This window comes from Neorhizobium sp. NCHU2750, assembly GCF_003597675.1.
Classification (GTDB): domain Bacteria; phylum Pseudomonadota; class Alphaproteobacteria; order Rhizobiales; family Rhizobiaceae; genus Neorhizobium.
On the sequence record NZ_CP030827.1, the window covers coordinates 300,842 to 319,816 of the forward strand.

The 18,975-nt window shown below is 61.3% G+C and carries 12 protein-coding genes; 11 read left to right on the forward strand and 1 reads right to left on the reverse strand.

Going from position 1 to position 18,975, the window contains the following annotated elements; genetic code table 11:
- Nucleotides 1–28: 28 nt before the first annotated feature.
- From rem to NCHU2750_RS01510, 9 genes are all read left to right on the forward strand, one after another.
- The gene (gene rem / locus NCHU2750_RS01470; protein WP_119938836.1) at nucleotides 29–700 is read left to right on the forward strand and encodes a transcriptional activator Rem; all 672 of its coding nucleotides are present in this window, start codon (nucleotides 29–31) and stop codon (nucleotides 698–700) included.
- Nucleotides 701–920: 220 nt separating this feature from the next.
- A complete protein-coding gene (locus tag NCHU2750_RS01475; RefSeq protein ID WP_119938837.1) occupies nucleotides 921–2,213 on the forward strand; it encodes a flagellar hook protein FlgE in 1,293 nt (430 codons plus the stop codon).
- A gap of 19 nt (nucleotides 2,214–2,232) precedes the next feature.
- Complete coding sequence (gene flgK / locus NCHU2750_RS01480) at nucleotides 2,233–3,687, forward strand: flagellar hook-associated protein FlgK (protein WP_119938838.1); 1,455 nt, start codon at nucleotides 2,233–2,235, stop codon at nucleotides 3,685–3,687.
- A gap of 2 nt (nucleotides 3,688–3,689) precedes the next feature.
- Nucleotides 3,690–4,718, forward strand: coding sequence for a flagellar hook-associated family protein (locus NCHU2750_RS01485; protein ID WP_119938839.1), 1,029 nt, complete (start codon nucleotides 3,690–3,692; stop codon nucleotides 4,716–4,718).
- Between the two features lie 48 nt (nucleotides 4,719–4,766).
- Nucleotides 4,767–5,114: a flagellar biosynthesis regulator FlaF gene (flaF, locus tag NCHU2750_RS01490; RefSeq protein WP_119938840.1), complete on the forward strand. Its 348-nt coding sequence runs from the start codon at nucleotides 4,767–4,769 to the stop codon at nucleotides 5,112–5,114.
- Entirely contained in the window at nucleotides 5,111–5,557 is a 447-nt protein-coding gene (gene flbT / locus NCHU2750_RS01495) for a flagellar biosynthesis repressor FlbT (protein WP_119938841.1), read from the forward strand. The genes flaF and flbT overlap by 4 nt, the downstream gene beginning before the upstream one ends.
- Nucleotides 5,551–5,982: a flagellar hook assembly protein FlgD gene (flgD, locus tag NCHU2750_RS01500; RefSeq protein ID WP_119938842.1), complete on the forward strand. Its 432-nt coding sequence runs from the start codon at nucleotides 5,551–5,553 to the stop codon at nucleotides 5,980–5,982. Before flbT ends, flgD begins: the two co-directional genes overlap by 7 nt.
- Nucleotides 5,983–6,065: 83 nt before the next feature.
- The gene (gene fliQ / locus NCHU2750_RS01505) at nucleotides 6,066–6,332 is read left to right on the forward strand and encodes a flagellar biosynthesis protein FliQ (RefSeq protein WP_119938843.1); all 267 of its coding nucleotides are present in this window, start codon (nucleotides 6,066–6,068) and stop codon (nucleotides 6,330–6,332) included.
- Between the two features lie 274 nt (nucleotides 6,333–6,606).
- A complete protein-coding gene (locus NCHU2750_RS01510) occupies nucleotides 6,607–13,926 on the forward strand; it encodes a beta strand repeat-containing protein (RefSeq protein WP_119938844.1) in 7,320 nt (2,439 codons plus the stop codon).
- A 42-nt stretch (nucleotides 13,927–13,968) separates the two neighbouring features.
- Here NCHU2750_RS01510 and NCHU2750_RS01515 read toward each other — a convergent pair whose 3' ends face one another.
- A complete protein-coding gene (locus tag NCHU2750_RS01515; RefSeq protein WP_119942809.1) occupies nucleotides 13,969–16,008 on the reverse strand; it encodes an O-linked N-acetylglucosamine transferase, SPINDLY family protein in 2,040 nt (679 codons plus the stop codon).
- Nucleotides 16,009–16,247: 239 nt separating this feature from the next.
- Here NCHU2750_RS01515 and NCHU2750_RS01520 point away from each other — a divergent pair, with 239 nt between their 5' ends.
- Nucleotides 16,248–16,892 (forward strand): hypothetical protein, encoded by a 645-nt coding sequence (locus NCHU2750_RS01520; RefSeq protein WP_162939444.1) that lies wholly within the window; start codon nucleotides 16,248–16,250, stop codon nucleotides 16,890–16,892.
- 87 nt (nucleotides 16,893–16,979) lie between these two features.
- The gene (locus NCHU2750_RS01525) at nucleotides 16,980–18,824 is read left to right on the forward strand and encodes a GumC domain-containing protein (RefSeq protein ID WP_119938846.1); all 1,845 of its coding nucleotides are present in this window, start codon (nucleotides 16,980–16,982) and stop codon (nucleotides 18,822–18,824) included.
- Nucleotides 18,825–18,975 lie beyond the last annotated feature (151 nt).

An 18,975-nucleotide genomic window follows, 5' to 3' on the forward strand; every position in this document is an offset into this window, starting at 1 on the left:
ATGAACTGGCTGATTCGGAGATGGGTGAATGATCGTCGTGGTTGATGAGCGAGAGCTCGTGACGGAAGGCTATACATCCCTGTTCGGGCGCGAAGGCATTCCTTCCGCGGGCTTCGATCCGGTCGAATTCGGCGAATGGGTCAACTCGGCAGCCGATGCCGATATCCGCGCCATCGAGGCCTTCCTCATCGGCCAGACCAAGAGCGCCTGCGATCTGCCCCGCGCGATCCGCGACCGCTCCACCGCCCCCGTCATCGCCGTCTCCGACCAGCCGTCGCTCGATACGACGCTCGCCCTCTTCGATGCCGGCGTCGACGATGTCGTCAGGAAGCCGGTTCATCCGCGCGAGATCCTTGCTCGCGCCGCTGCCATCCGCCGCCGGCTGCAGGCGATCTCCAACTACACCGATATCGGTTCGATCCGGGTCTTCTCCGACGGCCGCGATCCCGAGATTGCCGGTGAAGTCTTTCCGCTGCCGCGCCGCGAGCGCCGCATTCTCGAATATCTGGTCGCCAACCGCGGCCGCCGCGTCTCCAAGGCACAGATCTTCTCGGCCATCTACGGCATCTTCGACGAGGACGTCGAGGAGAACGTCGTCGAAAGCCATATCAGCAAGCTCAGGAAGAAGCTCAGGAAGAAGCTCGGTGACGATCCGATCGATTCAAAGCGCTTCCTCGGTTACTGCATCGACTGGAACTGAGATCAACGGGGGCGGCGCAGGCTGCCCCTGTTTTCGTTGCGTATCGGGCCTTACGGGCCAGTTTCTCTAGATGATTTCATTGGCTCAGCTCTGTCGCCGTTTCCTTTCGACTGTGGGCTTTTGAGACAACCGCTTCTTTAATTCACGTCCACCGATTTCAGACAGCTTCACGCAAGGACCGATCCCTAATGTGGAGCAACTATCACAGCGAGGATTCGAAATGAGCCTTTTTGGAACCATGAAGACCGCCGTCTCCGGAATGAATGCTCAGGCCAACCGCCTGGGCACGGTCGGTGACAATATCGCCAATTCGAGCACGACCGGCTACAAGGCCGCATCGACCTCGTTTTCGGCGCTGGTTCTTCCTTCCACCACCGGCAGCTACAATTCGGGCGGCGTCGAGAGCAACATCTCCTATGCCGTTTCCGAACAGGGCGCGCTGGAATACACGACGTCTGACACCGATCTCGCGATCCAGGGCAGCGGCTTCTTTATCGTCCAGGATACGGCCGGCAATACCTTCCTGACGCGCGACGGTTCGTTCACCCCCGATGAAAATGGTTATCTGGTCAACGATTCGGGCTACACGCTGATGGGCTATCCCGCCGATGGCGGCGCAGCGACCACGGTCGTCAACTCCTATGACGGTCTGGTTCCGGTCAAGGCCAGCGATTCGAGCATCGCTTCCGTTCCGACCACGCTGGCCTCGCTGACCGGCAACCTCAACCAGGCTGCGGACGAAGTCGCTCTCGGCTCATATGCCAGCGATAACTCCGCGAGCGTCGATGTCGACCAGGACAGCGTGCTGAAGACTTCGGTCACCACCTATGACGATTACGGTGCGGCCGTCACCTACGATATCTATTTCACCAAGACGGACAGCGACAGCAATTCCTGGGAGGTCTCCGTCTATAACGCGGCCGATGCCAGCACCAGCGGCAGCGGTAGCTTCCCCTATGGTGGAGACGGGCTCCTCACCAGCTCGGAAATCACCTTTGATTCGACTGGTGCGATCGCAAGCGTTGGCGGATCCTCGACGGACCTGTCGATCGTCATTCCTAACGGTGGTGACGGTATTTCGCTCGATCTGTCCGGCATGAGCCAGAAAGCCTCCGACTCGGCCATCACCAAGGGTACCGCCAACGGTAGTGCCGCCGAAGCGATGACCGGTATCGACATCGATACCGACGGCACCGTCTACGCGACCTACGCCAGCAGCGACCCGAAGGCGCTCTACCAGATTGCCATGGCGACGGTTGCAAGCCCCGACAATCTCGAGGTCTATTCGGGCAGCGTCTACAAGACGACCGCCGATTCCGGTGTCGTCACCATCGGCTTCGCCGGCATGGAAGGCTTCGGCAGCATCACCTCCGGTGCTCTCGAAACCTCCAACGTCGACCTGGCCAGCGAACTCACCGAAATGATCGAGTCCCAGCGCAGCTATTCCGCAAACTCCAAGGTGTTCCAGACCGGCTCTGACCTCATGGACACGCTGATCAACCTCGTAAGGTAAAAGGCTAGGAGCTAGCTGAATGTCACTCGCATCCGCAATCAATACGACGAAGGCGATCCTGAGCAACACCGCGACGCAAACGTCGGTGGTGTCGACCAATACCTCAAACACGAGTACTGAGGATTACAATCGGCGGACTGCGGTTACGACGACGAATGCCTATACCGGCGCGACCACGGTCAAGACCGAGCGCACCGAAGATACGGCTCTGCTGAAGCAGACGCTGGCTGCCATATCCGACGATTCCGGCCAGCAGGCACTGCTGGACGGCCTCAATTCGCTCGATGCGGCGATGGGAGGCGACGACTATACCTCGACGCCTTCCCAGTATCTCTCGGCTTTCGTCGATGCACTCAATTCCTACGCGGCGTCTCCGAGCGACACGACCCTGGCATCGGCGGCGGTTGCCGCCGCCAACGACGTTGCCACCTCACTCAATCAGCAAACCTCGGCCGTTCAGGGCTTGCGCGCTGATGCCGATGGTCAAATCGCGTCTTCCGTCGACACGCTGAACCAGCTTCTGAAGGATTTTCAGACGGCCAATGATGCGGTCAAAACGGCGACCGCGGCCGGTACGGATGCGAACGATGCGCTCGACACGCGCGAAGGCCTGCTGAAGCAGATCAACGAGATCGTTGGGGTCAATGCATCTGTTGGCGACAACAATGACATGGTCCTCTACACCACCAACGGCACGACCCTTTTCGAGACGACGCCGCGATCGGTGACTTTCGCACCGACGGCGATCTATGATGCCACGACCGAGGGCAATAGCGTCTATATCGACGGTGTTGCAGTGCCGGCCGGACAAGGCGGCAGCACCACGGCCGATGGTTCGCTGCAGGCTGAACTGCAGCTTCGCGACGAGGTTTACCCGACCTATCAGGACCAGTTGGACGAGATCGCCCGCGTAACCATCAATATCTTCTCCGAGAAGGACGCGTCCGACAATCCGGTCACCGGTCTGTTCACCACGTCCGCGGATCCTGATCCGGCACTGAGCCTGGATCCGGACGATGCCCAGATCGTCTCGGGCCTCGCCGGACTGATCACGGTCAACCCGACTGCGCTCGCAGATCCGACCACGCTGCGGGATGGCGACGTGTCCGGCACCAGCCAGAACGCCGAGGATGCCAGCGGCTATTCCGATCTGCTTTACGGCTATATTGCGGGCTTCCAGAACACCGTCAGCTTCGATGGTGATGCGGGCACGTCGACCAGTGCGACCCTGCTGGACTACGCCAACGATTCCGTCGGCTGGGTCGAGGAATACCGAAGCAATGCAAGCACGGCAGCGGAAAACACGTCGGCAATGGAATCTCGCGCCAAGGAGGCCTATTCCAACTCGACCGGCGTAAATCTCGATGAAGAACTGATGCTCCTCCTCGATATCGAGCAATCCTACAAGGCCGGCACCAAGCTGCTTTCGACGATTGGCGATATGCTGGACTCATTGTTGCAGGCGGCTAGCTGATCATGAAAACCACGTCGATATCAACTCTCGCCCTCAGCCAGTCGATGCAGTCGACGGTCTCCAACGCCATGACGGAGGTGACCAAACTGCAGGACGAGGCAGTGACCGGCACCTATTCGGATGTTGGTCTCGAACTTGGAACGAAGACGTCGACCAGCCTCGACTATACCCGCGAGAGCGCCCGGCTGCAGTCGATCGTCGATTCCAATTCCTTTGCCGAGACAAGGATGGATGCGTCCCAACTGGCGCTGACCAATATCTCGGATTCGGGGCAGTCGCTGCTCGATTCCCTGACCGCACTCGGCGGCAATTCGGACGTCAACAGCCTGCAGGTGGCCTCCGATTCGGCCATGTCGGTCCTGGAGAATTTCGTTGGCTACGCCAATACCGCGGCCAACGGCGAATACCTCTTCTCCGGCATCTCGACCGACGTCCAGCCGTTCGATGACGACTTCATCACCAATGTGACGACCGACTTCAACAATGCCTTCAGCGACTACATGTCGGCAAACGGCATCGCTTCCGCCAGCGACGTCACTGCAGACCAGATGACGGATTTTCTGTCCGATTATGAGTCATCTTTCGATTTGTCGAACTATACTGACGCATCTGACACGGTCATGTCGACGCGCATCAGTTCTTCGGAAACCGTAGACACATCAACAAGCGCTACGTCCGACGGTTTCCAGAATCTTGTGCTCGCATCTGTGGTATCCTCGCAGTTGACCAATGCCGGGCTTAGCAGCGGCGCGTTGCAGGTCGTGAGCGAGAACGCAACGCAGTATGCCGGCACTGCCATCTCGGGCGTCACTGCTCAGGCATCGGCGCTTGGCTTGTCTCAGGAACGTGTCGACAAGGCGAACACGTATATGAACAACCAGATCACCATCATCAATACGCAGCTGAGCGATCTCGTCGGTGTCGACACGGACGATGCGTCGGTGCGGCTGTCGACACTGCTGAACCAGGTTGAGACGTCCTACTCGATCACCTCGAAAATACTGGGCATGAGCCTGGCGGATTATCTGTAATCATCGGCATGAAGTGACGATGGGCGCGCTACCATGAAGGGTAATTGAATGTTTCAGTTTTCATACGCGGAGGTCATGGAGGATGACCTCAACGTCGCCCGCGACAGAGAACGACAGATCCTGACAAGATCGATCGATCTCCTGGAGGCGGCGAAAGAAAGCGCCAGATACGACAAGGCTTCGATCGAAGCGATTTACTACACCAGAAGGGTGTGGATGCGCTTGGCCGAGGATCTCAGAAGTTCCGAAAACCAGCTGAGCGTGGAAATTCGGGCCAACCTTATATCGATCGCCATATGGATACTCAAAGAGTTGGAAAACATTCGTCGACGTAAGTCTACCAACTATCAGGGTATCATAGACATAACCATCATCATCCGGGATGGATTGAAATGAAAAGTACGCTACGCCTCTCGCTGAAATCCGGGGAAAAGATCTTCGTCAACGGTGCCGTCCTACGGGTGGACCGGAAGGTCTCGATCGAATTCCTCAACGATGTGACGTTCCTGCTGGAAAACCATGTTCTTCAGCCGGAGCAGACCACGACGCCGCTTCGCCAGCTCTATTTCATTGCCCAGATGATGCTGATCAATCCCGAGGGCAAGGAACATTCGATGGCGCTGTTCCGCAAGTCGATTACCATGCTCATGGCCTGCTTCCAGAACGAGGAAGTCCGCTCCGAGCTGAAGCGGATCGATACGCTCGTGTCTTCTGGACGTCCCTTTGATGCTCTGAAGGCGATCCGGGCTCTCTATCCGGTGGAAGAAGCGATTCTGAACAAGAACGAGATCACGCCCGCAGCCGTCATGGAGTTGCGAAAGGAAATTGCGCTATGGTAGACGCGGTAGGTTCTTCGACGTCCACGACGTCAACGACGTCGTCCTCTGCTTCGGCAACCGCCTCTGCGGCTGCGTCGCTGAACTATGACGACTTTCTCCAGCTGCTGATCGCACAGATGCAGAACCAGGATCCGACCGATCCGATGGACTCTTCCACGCAGATCTCGCAGCTGGCGACCTTCTCTCAGGTTGAACAGACGATCCAGACGAACTCGAACCTGGAAAGCCTGATCAGCCAGTCCAACCTGTCGAACGCCTCGTCCTATATCGGCAAGACGATCAGCAGCGCGGATGGCAAGACGACCGGGGTGATTGCTTCCGTCGAGGTCAATTCCGACGGCCTGTCGGCGACGACTACCGACGGCGACACGATTGCCATCGAGGACGGCATCACGATTTCGAGCACGTCTAATTCTTCCTCTTAAAGAACTGTGCCGAATCTCTTAAGGTCTGAATGCTGCCGGTTTGTCGAAGCATACGACCGGCCGATACTTAAGGGATAGACACGATGAATGAGGCAGACGCGCTCGATATCATGCGCAACGCCGTTTGGACCGTGCTGGTTTCGGCAGGGCCGGCGGTGCTTGCCGCAATGGTTGTCGGCGTCACCATCGCCCTGATCCAGGCGCTGACCCAGGTTCAGGAGATGACGCTTACCTTCGTGCCCAAGATCGTTGCGGTCATGCTGGCGGTTGGCCTGTCCGCCTCCTTTATCGGAGGTCAGATCAACCTGTTTGCAGATCTTGTTTTCTCCCGTATTCAAAACGGTTTCTGACTGCATTTGCTTGTGCCGGAGCATGACGACCGGCGTGCGCAGGCGAAATTCTGACAATGTGACGGATTTTTCGTGGTTGGCCCATTTCGACCAGCCTCGCACAAGGCAGTTTTCCTACATCCTGAAGCAGCAGCCGGCATAATGGCCGATTGAAGCTCGCCTTAAGTCCCGGGTCGGCAAGGCCAGCGGCCTGGAGATCCGATGACGGTTTCTATGATGGCGGGAAGTCAGTCGGATTGTTTTCGGCATTTGATCAAGCGTCAAGGCTCCGTTCATGACTTCTACTATTTCTTCGCTTAGCGTCACGCAGATCAGAACGCTTTCGACGACGGCGGTGGCAGCATGGTCGACGGAGGATGTGGCATCGCTGACCACCGCGCAGATCAAGGCGCTGTCTTCCGAGCAGATTGCTGCTCTCGATACCGAAGACATCGAGACTTTCTCCACCACCCAGCTTGCAGCGATTTCGAACAGCGCCATTATTGGTCTGACGATGGATCAGCTCGCGGTCCTGAACTCGGTGGCGATTGAGAGCCTGACGAGCGGCCAGGTTGCTTCTCTGACCTCATCGCAGTTGGACGCGCTGACGACAGACCAGGCTGAGGCTTTGACATCCTCGCAGGTCAAGGCGCTGAGCAGCGCCCAGCTTGCTGCATTGACGACTGCAGATATTGCCACATTCTCTACGGATGACATGGCAGCCATCAACTCGGCGGCCATTTCAGGTCTCTCGACCGCGGCCATCGCGTCGCTGACCACCGCTCAGGTCGCCGCCCTTTCTTCGGCGGCGGTCGGTCGGTTGACCACGGATCAGATCGCCGCATTCTCCACGAAGCAGATCGCGGCCTTGACCACTGCCCAGGTTGGCGCGCTGAAGTCTGTCCAGGTTGCGGCTCTCGGCACGGACGATATTGCCGCAATGTCGACGGGCGATATTGCGGCCCTCAGCAACAGCGCTGCGACAGGATTGACCTCCGCCGAACTTGCCGCCCTGACGACTGCTCAGGTCGCGGCTCTCAGCACCGCTGCAATTGCAAGCCTGTCTTCGTCACAGATAACCGTCCTGTCCACCAGTCAGATCCGGGCACTGACGACAGATCAGGTAGCCGTCCTGAAAGCGGCCCAGATCGCAGTCCTCGGCACAGGCGCTATCAGCGCCATGTCCACCAGCCAGATCGCATCGCTCGGCACAGGCGCCGTAGCAAGCCTGACCACTGATCAGGTGGATGCATTGTCGACCGCCCAGGTATCTGCCCTCACGGCGGCTCAGCTTGGAATGATCAAGGCGACGCAGATCGTCATCCTGTCGACGGCCGAGATTGCAGCTCTGTCGACGGACCAGATCGCGGCCCTGTCCACCAAGGCGATCGCGGGCCTGACCACCGACCAGATCGGTGCCCTTTCGACCAGCCAGGCGGGTGCGCTGACATCCGACCAGATCAAGACCTTGTCTTCGATCCAGATTTCGGCGCTCGGCGCCGACGACCTTGCGACCTTCTCGACCGCCGAGATGGCGGTGATCACCAGCAAGGCGATTGTGGGCCTGGCGACGGCCATCGTCGCATCCCTGTCGACGGCGAGCCTCGCCTCGTTGAGCACCACTGCCGTGGCGGTTCTCTCCACTGACCAGATCGCAGCTCTATCCACCGCCCAGCTTGCCGCGCTGACCACCCGTCAGGTCGCAGCCCTCAGCTCGGCGCAGACTGCCGTTCTCGATGCGTCGGATCTGGATGCATTCTCGACCGCAAGCATTGCCGCACTCAGCAGCAAGGGCGCCGTGGGTCTCAGCACCGATGTCATGGCATCGCTATCCACCGCCCAGATTGCGGCGTTGAACACGTCGGCTGTCGCCCATCTGACGACGCTTCAGATGGGCGTTCTGTCGGTTGAACAGGCCGAGGCTCTTTCGACTGCCCAGGTCACAGTGCTGAGCTCCAAGCAGCTTGCCATGCTGAGCGCCGAACAAATCGCAACATTCTCGACCGACGAAATCGCTGCGATCACCAAGACCGGAGTGACCGGGCTGAGCGAAGATGCGGTGGCATCGTTGTCGACTGCGCAGATCGCAAGCCTCGGCTCCAGCGCGGTTGCCAGCATGACCACTGCCCAGATCGACATCCTGTCGTCGGCCCAGATTGCCAGCATGACCACGGACCAGATCAGGGCGCTGAAGACGGGTCAGGCCGTTGCTCTGGGTAGCGACGGCGTGGCCGCGCTTTCCACTGCTCAGATAGCGGTATTGTCGACCGCTGCCATTGCCAGCCTCACCGTTCTTGAGGTCGCGGCGCTTGACTCCAGTCAGGCAGAAGCCCTGACGTCATCGCAGGTCAAGGTTCTGAGCTCGAAGCAGATCGCGGCTTTTGATGGCGACGATATCGCAACCTTCTCGACCAGCGACATGGCGGCCATCAGCAGCAGTGCCATTACCGGCCTTGCGACGAACATTGTCGAGGCACTCTCGACCGCACAGCTCGCGGCCCTGAGTACAAGCGCCTTCGCAGCGATGACGACCGACCAGGTCGCCGTCCTGACGAGCAGCCAGATTTCGGCGCTGACCACCGCGCAGGTCAAGGTTCTGACATCTGCGCAACTTGCGGCAATCAATCCTGACGACTTCATCGCGCTTTCCGCCACGTATCTTTCGGCAATCAGCAGCAAGGCGATCGCCGGTCTACCGACCAGTACCATCGCAGCCCTTTCGACCGCTCAGGTCGCAGCGCTGAGCACGACCGCGATTGCGGCCATGTCGACTGCCCAGATCGCGGCACTGTCCATCGATCAGGCCACCGCCATGACCACCGCTCAGGTCAAGGCTCTGACCTCGAAGCAGATAGGCACGCTTTCGACCGACATTCTGGCCGCCTTCTCCACGGCGCAGGTCGTTTCCCTGTCGACGGCTGCCGTCGCCAATCTGACAACCGAACAGGTCGGAACCCTGTCCTCCGCCCAGATTGCCGCCCTGTCCACGGCGCAGGTCGCATCGCTGACCTCCACGCAGATGGAAGCGCTGGATGCCGATACGATCACCGGCTTCTCTGCAGCCCGCATATCCGTTTTGAGCGCTTCCGCGGTCTCCGCCCTCTCGACGGAAGTCATCGCGGCTCTTTCGACGACGCAGATCGCGGCGCTGAGCACGTCCGGCGTAGCAAATCTCACGACCGATCAGATTGCTGCTCTTTCGACGGCACAGGTCGATGCTCTGTCGACACTGCAGATCAGCGTTCTGAAGACGGCGCAACTGTCGGCGCTTTCCAGCGATGACCTTGCAACCTTCTCGACTGCGGACATGGCGGCAATCGGCACCAAGGCGATTTCCGGCCTGAGCACCAGCACGATCGCTTCCCTGTCGACCGCACAGATTGCCGTTCTGAGCGCAAGTTCCGTTGCCAATCTGACGTCGGACCAGATCGAGGCGCTGTCGTCTTCGCAGATCGCGGGCCTTTCGACGAAACAGATTTCCTCACTCACCTCCACGCAGATGGCGGCGATGAGTGCCTCCACCTTGTCGGATCTCGGCTCCGATCAGATCGCAGCCATAAGTACGAGTGCTGTCCGCGGCCTTTCCGACGATCAGTTGTCGACGCTGACGACAGCTCAGGTCGCGGCAATGTCGACGAACCAGATGGCGGTGCTGACTTCGGCACAGATATCTGCGTTCGGCACCGACGACATGGCGGCGCTTTCCTCCGACCAGATCGCGGCATTGAGCACGGCGGGCGTGGCCGGTCTTTCCACAAGACAGGTCGCCGCTCTCTCGACCACGCAGGTCGCGGCCCTGACCTCGACACAGGTCGCCGTCCTCAACGCCGACCAGCTGGAAACGCTGGATGCGTCCGATCTGGCGACTTTCACCACCAAGGAAATGGCAGCGCTCACATCGAGCGCCGTTTCCGGCTTGACGACTGCCGTCATCGCAAGCCTCTCGACTGACCAGGTTGCTGCCCTGAGTGCCACTGGCGTAAAGGGCCTCAGCACCAGCCAGATCTCTGCCCTGTCGACAAGCCAGACCTCGGTCATGACGACCAAGCAGATTGCGGCGCTCAGCTCCGATCAGTCCAATGCGCTTGGCACGGACGACATCGCGAGCTTCTCCACGGCTCAGATTGCCGCATTCAGCACCGCCGGCATCACCGGTCTGACGACGAAGCAGGTGGCGGTACTCTCGACCGCTCAGGCCGCGGCGCTGACCTCCGTCCAGGTCGCCGCATTGAGTTCGGCGCAGATCGCCGTCATCGGCACGCAGAACATCACGACATTCTCGACCGCCGACGTTGCGTCTATCAATACTGATGCGGTTTCCAGCCTGACCACCGACGCGATTGCGGCACTGTCGACAAGCCAGATTGCGTCGCTCAGCACCAGTGCCGTTGCATCTCTGACGACCAAGCAGATTGCCGCCTTGAGCACCGGCCAGGTTGCGGCCTTGTCGAGCAAGCAGGCTGCGGCGCTCACCTCGCAGCAGATTGCGGCGCTGACTGCCGATGATCTTGAATCCATGTCGACCCTGGCACTGGCAGCCATCAGCTCCAGCGCCATCGCCGGCCTGTCGACGACAACCCTGGCATCGCTCTCGACCGAGATGATCTCCGATCTCGGTACAGCGGCTATAGCCGGCATGACGACCAAGCAGATCGCGGCACTCAGCTCCGATCAGGTCGAGGCGCTGACCACCAAGCAGGTCGCCAAGCTGACCTCGGCGCAGGTTGGTGCCATGACCACCGGTGAAATCGCCGCTCTGTCCACGCTGCAGATCTCCGCTATCGGCACGGCGGGCATATCGGGCCTGTCGAGCACGCAGGTGCAGGCGCTTTCGACGGCTCAGACAGAAGCTTTGACCAGCACCCAGGTGGCCGCGTTCTCGTCGAAGCAGGTGGCGGCACTCGGCACCGACGACCTGGCGCTTTTCTCGACGAAGGAAATTTCGGTCCTGAGTTCGGCCGCCGTTGTCGGTCTCTCGACGGACACGATCGCCTCGCTCTCGACCGATATCGTTGCAGCGCTGAGCACGGCTGCGATCACCGCCCTGTCGACGACGCAGATGGCGGCTTTCTCCTCGACCCAGCTTGCCGCCCTGACCAGCAGCCAGGTCAGCGCCCTCAATTCGAAACAGCTGGAGACACTTGGAACCAGTTATATCGCGTCTCTCTCCACTGATGAGATCGCGACATTGTCCACCGCCGTCATCGCCGGCCTGTCGACCGCCCAGATCGCGGCCATGAGCACGGCCCAGGCCGAGGCGCTCACCAGTACCCAGATCGCGGTCCTGAGTTCGAACCAGATCGGCGCCCTCGGAAGCGATGATCTCGCGCTCTTCTCCACGCGTGAAATCGCGGCATTGGGTTCGTCGGCGATTGCCGGCCTGTCGACCTCGATCCTGCAGTCGCTTTCGAGCGATCAGGTGCAGGCGCTGAGCACGGATGCGATCGTCGGTCTTTCGACCACCCAGGTTGCCGCCCTGACCAGCGACCAGCTGGAAGCTCTGACCACGCTGCAGTTCGGTGCGCTGACCTCGCGGCAGATCACGGCACTCGGCACGACCGGGGCTTCGGTCCTTGCAACCGAGCAGGTCGCCGCCATCAGCACGGCGGCCTTGGCAGGCCTGTCCTCCGCCCAGGTGGCTGCCCTCTCCACATCTCAGGTCGAAGCACTGACGAGCACGCAGATCGCAGCGCTCAGCTCGACGCAGGTCGCAGCGCTCGGTTCCGACGATCTGGCCGTCCTCACGACGAAAGAACTGTCGACGCTGAGTTCCAGTGCGATCACCGGCATCTCCGCCTCCATCCTTGCGTCCTTCACGACGGAACAGGTGTCATCGCTGGGTTCCGCCGCAATCGCGGCGCTGACGACGACACAGGTGGCGGCTCTCAGCAGCACGCAGATCGACTCGTTGACGACCGCTCAGGTCAGCGCCTTGAGTTCCAAGCAGATTGCCGTCCTCAGCACCGATACGATTGCGGGTCTTTCGACGGATCAGATCGCATCCTTCGGCACGGCCGGCATTGCCGGGCTGACCACCGCCCAGATCACGGCGATGTCGACAAGCCAGGTCGAAGCGTTGACCACGGCGCAGGTCGGGGCATTGAAATCGGCACAGGTGGCGGTCCTCGGAACGGACGATATCGCGGTCTTCTCCACCGCCGATATTGCCGCCCTGAGTTCCAGCGGCGTCGCCGGCCTGTCGAGCGCGGCTTTGGCGGCCATGACCACCGAACAGGTTGCATCTCTCGGAACTGCCGGGCTTGTCGGCCTGACCAGCGCCCAGATCGCAGCGTTCACCACCGTTCAGATCGAGGCACTGACGGCGACCCAGATTGCTGCATTCAGCTCCAGGCAGATGAGCGCCTTCGATCTCGACGACCTCCAGACGTTTACGACCGAGGAATTTGCGGCCATCAGCTCGACCGGTATTTCCGGCCTGTCGACCGCCACCTTTGCGGCACTGACGACCGACCAGATCGAGGCGCTTTCCACCGCCGCCATGTCGGGCCTCACCACCGCACAGGTTGCGGCTCTGACCGTCGATCAGTTCGAGAACCTTTCCACCGCCCAGATCGGCGCGCTCTCCTCAACCCAGGTCGCCGCCATTCAGACCGCGGAAATCCTGGCGTTGACCAATGAACAGGTTGCCGCGATCAGCACCGCGGGCATTGCCGGCCTGACCAGCAGCCAGGTCGCGGCGCTGAGCCTCGACCAGATTTCGGCCCTGTCCACCTTGCAGATCGCAGCCCTCACATCGACCGGGATAACCGGGTTGAGCGCCGAGGACCTGGAGACCTTCTCGACCGAAGAACTGGCCGCGATCAATTCCAGCGCGATCGCGGGATTGCCCACCGACTTCATTGCCGCCCTGTCGACACAGGAACTTGCTGCGCTCGGCACCAAGGGCATCGCCGGCCTGACAAGCGCCCAGGTCAACGCCCTGACATCCGACCAGCTGGGCTCGCTGACGACGACCCAGATCGCCGCCTTCAGCTCCGCGGGTCTCACGGGCCTGTCGACGGACGACATGGACGCATTCTCGACCGAGGATCTCGCCGCCATCGGCACCGTCGCGATCAAGGGCCTGTCGACCGCGATCATCGCGGCCATGACGACCGACGAACTGGCGGCACTTTCGGCAAGCCAGGTCGGCGGCCTGAACTACAACCAGATCGTCGCGCTTTCGACCTCCCAGGTCGCATCGCTCTCGACGGAGCAACTGCATGCGCTCAACGCCCTGCAGGCCGCAGCGCTAGGCACCGACGACGTGGCGGTCCTCACGACCGACGATATCGTGGCGCTCAGCACCGGTGCGATCTCCGGCCTCACGACCGCAGCCATCGCCTCGCTCACGACCGAGCAGGCCGAGGCGCTGACCGTGGAACAGGTCGCCGCACTGACTTCGGATCAGCTCGCCGTGCTTTCGGACGACGATCTGGCAACCTTCTCGACCGACGATATCGCCGCCTTCAGCACCACGGCGCTGCCGGGCCTGTCGACGGAAAGCATTGCCGCCATGACGAGCGAGCAGCGCGACACGCTGATCGATACGCATATGGCCGCACTGAGCTCCGCCCAGGTCTCGACGATCATCTCGCTCTATCTGGCGGCATAACGGATTACCGATAGCGCGGGGCAGTCTCTGCCCCGCCCGTTCCTATGCAGCGGGTTCCGACCAGAGGCGGCTATCGGCAGCGATCGGCGCGATCGCGTGCCACTCGGCAAGCTTCTCGCGATAATGCGCGCGATAGCTCGCCTCGTCGAAGAACGCGCTGTGAGCCTGAACCAGTTCCGCGCCGATCTCGTAATAGACATCGAGATTGGCAAGATCCGGCACCGGCGTTTCGCCCCGCTCGCATTCGCCCTGCATCTCCCAGAAGATCTCCTCCAGCCGGCGGGCAAGGCCGGGTATGTCGCGCAGCACGCTCGTCTCGCGCCTGGCCTGCAGGGCATCCCTGATCGTCTTCAGGCTGGCCGGGCTTTTCGCAAAACCGACAGCCTTCGCAACATAGTCGGCCGGCCCCTCGCAGATCAGCTCCGGCACGCCGGCCGCATGCACGATGCTGGCGCAGAACCGTGCGGCGAAGCTGCGGCCGGGGAAGGTGAGGACCGGCAGGCCCATCGTCAATGCATCGGCGCCGGTGGAATGAGCGCCGTAAGGGAAGGTGTCGAGGAACAGATCGGCCAGTGCAATGCGCGCCAGATGGGCGGCATTCGCTGCCTTGGGGGCAAAGATGATCCGATCGCCGCTGATCCCGGCCTTCTCGGCGATGTCGCGCAGCCGTTGGTCCACCTTGTCGCCACCGGTCAGCAGCCAGAGCACGCTGTCCGGCGCCTGCCGCAGGATCTCTATCCACTGGCCATAGGTCGCCTCGGTGATCTTCTGCATGCCGTTGAAGCAGGCAAGCACGAACTTCTCCTTCGGCAGTCCCGCCTGCTCACGCGTCGGCCTGTCGGCGATCACCCGCTTGCGGTCGATCGGCTGGTCGCAGGCGATGCGGAACACCTTTTCCGAATAATAGATCTCGCTTGTCGCCGGAACGATATGATCGTCGCTGATCATGTACTGGTGGAACGGGCTGCCCATCGAACCCGGATAACCGCAGAAATTGACGATGATCGGGGCAGGGCGATAAGCGAAGATCTTCGTGCGGGCATGCTTTGTATAGCCGTTGACGTCGACCAGCACGTCGATCTCGTCGTCATGGATCAGCTTGGCGGCATCGAGGTCAGTGAGCGTGGCAATGTCGCGCCAGCAGTCCACCGCAGCCTTCATCCGCGTCTGTGTCGGGTCGTTCACCACCGGATCGCCGCAGTAATAGGCATAGATCTCGACGCTTTTTTTGTCATGCAGTTCGAGCACTTCCCTGAGCGCGAAGCCGACGGCATGGTCGCGCAGGTCGGAAGACACATAGCCCACCCGCAGGCGCTTGCCGGTGCCCGTCTTCTGCTTTGCCTTGCGGCGCTCGAGTGCGCGTGTTTCCACCCGCCCGACCAGGGACTTGTTGTAGCGGTGCGCCTTGGCCAGCTGGAACATCGGATCGTCCGAATAGCAGGCGAGCGTCAGCGGCGACATGGAATCGATCAGCTGCCGCAGCGTCACATGCGTCGAAGGCGTCAGGATCGGCCATTTGCACTGCCGCTGGCGCAACGCGCTCCAGTGCTGGCCGGATTCCGGCTTGTCCGGGCGAAGCTCGATGGCCTGCCACAGCGCCGCCTCGGCCTCCTCCATCAGGCCCGCATTTTCCATCACCCGGCCGATATGCTGCAGCGTCATCAGCCGGTGGCCGGCGCGCTCGGCGGTCGTTTCCGCCGTCATCGCCGTATAGCTCTGCCATTGCTGGATCGCCTGCACGGCAAGCCCGCCATCCTCGAAGGCGCGCCCAAGGTTGATATGCGCCGGGCCGAAGGCAGGGTCGAGTTTCAGGCAGGCTCTCAATGCATTGATCGAGCCGGCGAGATCGTTGAGCTGCCGCAGCGTCACCGAATAGTTGAAATACACGAGATGAAGAAACGGATTGCTGTCGTTGAAGGCGATCCACGCCTTGTAGATCTCCGCCGCATCCGCCTTCCGCCCGACTGCGCTGCGGCTCTCGGCCACCGTGAACAGATCGGTGAAGGCGAGCTTCTGGGTGCGTGCCAGTTCGAGGATTTCGGCAAGCGGGGTATCGGCGGCTAAACTCATGTTCTCGACCATCGCATCCGTAGGATTTGCAGCGACCTGCATTGCGGGCAATCATTGCCTCAAACCGTCATATCGCCTGCGGCGGACGATGGGCAAGCGTGGGCCAATCTGTGCATCTGTTGGATTCACAGGAACCTGCTCCGGTGACGCATAGTTGAGCAAAGGTGGCATTTTAACGTTTTGATTCAGCCCATGGAGACGACGCGCTGTTATGAGATCTGACAGCGGAATTTTCCGCGTGAGAGATGGCGATGCACGCGTTGCAAAAGGCAGTTTCCGGTCGGCAGAACGTCACCGTGTTCGGCATGGACATAGCGGATCTCGATTGGAATTCCGCGCTTGCCCGCGCCGAAACCCTGGCCTCGACCAGGGTTGGCTCGGCAACGCTCGCCTTTGTCGATGAGAGCAGGCTGGTCGCCGCACTGTTTGCCTCTTCCGCAACCGCCATGCTGAGGCAGCGCTCCCTGCTTCTGTCGACGGGCGGCATTCTCGTACGGCTACTGCTGAGAGCGATGGGCGGCAAAGGGGCCTTCCAGGCACGTTTTCCGGCCGATCTTTTCGTTTCTGCGCTGATCACCTATCTGCCGGGGCACCGGCGGATCGCCATTGCGGGAACCGATACAGCAAGGATCGATGCCCTGACGGCCCATTTCGCACGCCACGCTCCCTGGCATGATGTCATGCCCTTCTCATCGGCTGGCAATCTCTCCGGTCGCTTCGACATCCTGATCGTCGATGCCGTCGATCGGATGGCTGAACGCCGGGTCATGGAACAGATCGCCGGGGCGGATGCGAGTCTCGTCATTCTCGCCGGAAGCGGACTTTCCCGCTACGTGAACGGCAATCCCGCCTCGGTCGAGCCGCCGAAGCAGATCTCCACGCCCGCTGCCGCCTGACGGTTAACCTTTTGTTTGCCACGAAAATTTAGACTGCGTTAATCAACGCGGGCAAATCAGCCTCGCTGCGCGCAGGGGTGGTGGATCATGTACGGGCCGATGGACGCCGATCGAGACGACGGAGAGCTGCAGGGGGTTCTGCCTGAAGCACGACCGTCGATCCTGCGCCGATTGAGCCCGGCCTTCCTCGTCATCGGCATCACGGCCGGCCTGGGCGCAGGCGTGCCGCTGGCCGCCACCCAGTTTCTCGACGTGACCTACAGGGCGCAGGCGCAGATCTCGGCAGGCGAGGGCGATCGCGACCATGTCGCAACAGCCATCCATGACCTCCAGTCCCGCGCCACGCTGGACAATGTCATCCGCGCGCTCAACCTCGGGCGCGGTGACGAGTTTTCTGCGAACCGTCCGACGGTGACAAAGGTGATTTCCGACGTCCTGTCCGGCGACGTGACCACGGTCTCCGAGGCGGAGGATGCGGTGCGCCAGCGGCTGCGCAATGCCATCTCCGTCGATTACTCTGCCGATGATCAGAAGATCGAACTCGACGCCGTGGCAGCAAACCCGGCCAAGGCGGCCACGCTCGCCAACCGCCTTGCAGACGAGTTGCGCCGCCTGCTCGCCACAGGCAGCGGCCCCGCACGTGATCCGCAGCTTGACAAAATGCGCGCCGCCGCCGACCGGGCCGATGCCGCACTGGCAGGCTTCGCGGCCAAGCTTGACGGCGATACGCGGACAAGGCTGAAGACCTTCGAGGACGACCGCAGCTCGGTCGAGGCAGGTCTCGGCGAGGCCGAGCAACAGGTGAAGGATCTCACCGCCAAGCAGGCGCTTGCGGCATCGATGACCCTCTCCGACGTGCTGACCAAGCCATTGCCCGACAGCTTGGAATTCACCGGCCTCGAATATGCGCGGCAGCGATATGTGCAGGCCGATCTGGTGCTGCAGCAGCTCTCCGTCACGCTCGGGCCTCTTCATCCAAGACGAGCGGCCGCCCAGTCCGTCGTCGATGGCGCCCGGCGCGACATCGGCAGCGCCCTGAGCAAGCTCTCCGTCTCGCTGAAGGATGAGGTCGCTTCGGCGACGACATCCCTTGCCGATCTCAAGAACCATCAGGCCGCCCTGTTGGCCGACACGCAGCTGAACGACATCTCGAAGCAGCTGACCACGCTCCAGAACGCCGCCGACGAGGCCCGCAGCAATCTGGAAAAGCTGCAGGCTTCCGCGCCCGTCTCGAAACCGGCCGTGCTTGCTCTCCCGCCCGTGCTGATGCCGGCCACCGCTGCCTCGGTGACCCGGCTCGGACCGGACATGACGATGCTCGCCGGTATCGGCGCGGCGACCGGCCTGGTCATCGGCCTTGCTTTGTCGGCGCTGGGCTATCGTCGCCAATCGCGCCTTGCGGACGAACTGGACGACATGCCGATCGAGCTTGAGATCCCTGATGCGGACATCCTGCCGCAAAGGCAGCAGCAGGCGTATCCGCATGTGCCGGCCGCCATGCTGGTCGAGCCTGTCATCATGCAGGACATGGCGCAGGATGAGGATGCCGATGATCGCGTCATCGACATCGATCATCTCCTGCTCGAACCCGGTCATGGCCGTCCCGTTGCCGCGAACGACCTTGTGCAAGATGACGACCTCGAGCCGCGCTTTGCCGCCAATGACACAACCTCGTTCGGTGATCGGATGAGGTCGCTTCTGGTCGAGCACCAGAGACTTGCCGAACAGGCGGACCTTCCGGCACTGCTTGCCGCCGCCGTCGATCATGCCCGCCGCCGCCTGGCGGAAGCCGACGGGCAGTCGCTTGTCGCCGCACAGCTGAGCGAGACAGGCCACGATATCGACGAACTTCTGGAATTCCAGCGCGAGCTTTCGGAATTGCGGGAACTGATCCGCCTCCATTCCACCAGCGATCTCAAGGCAACCGGCTGAAGCTTGCATCCCGGCCTCGGCCCGACGTCGCGGCGCCCCCGTTGGATAGGCTCGTCTACGGTCAGCCCCGCCGACAAATTCCTTGCATTTGCCTGATCGGGACAGCATAGGGCGTTCACGGGCAATCGGGCTTTTGCCGATCCCCTAATTT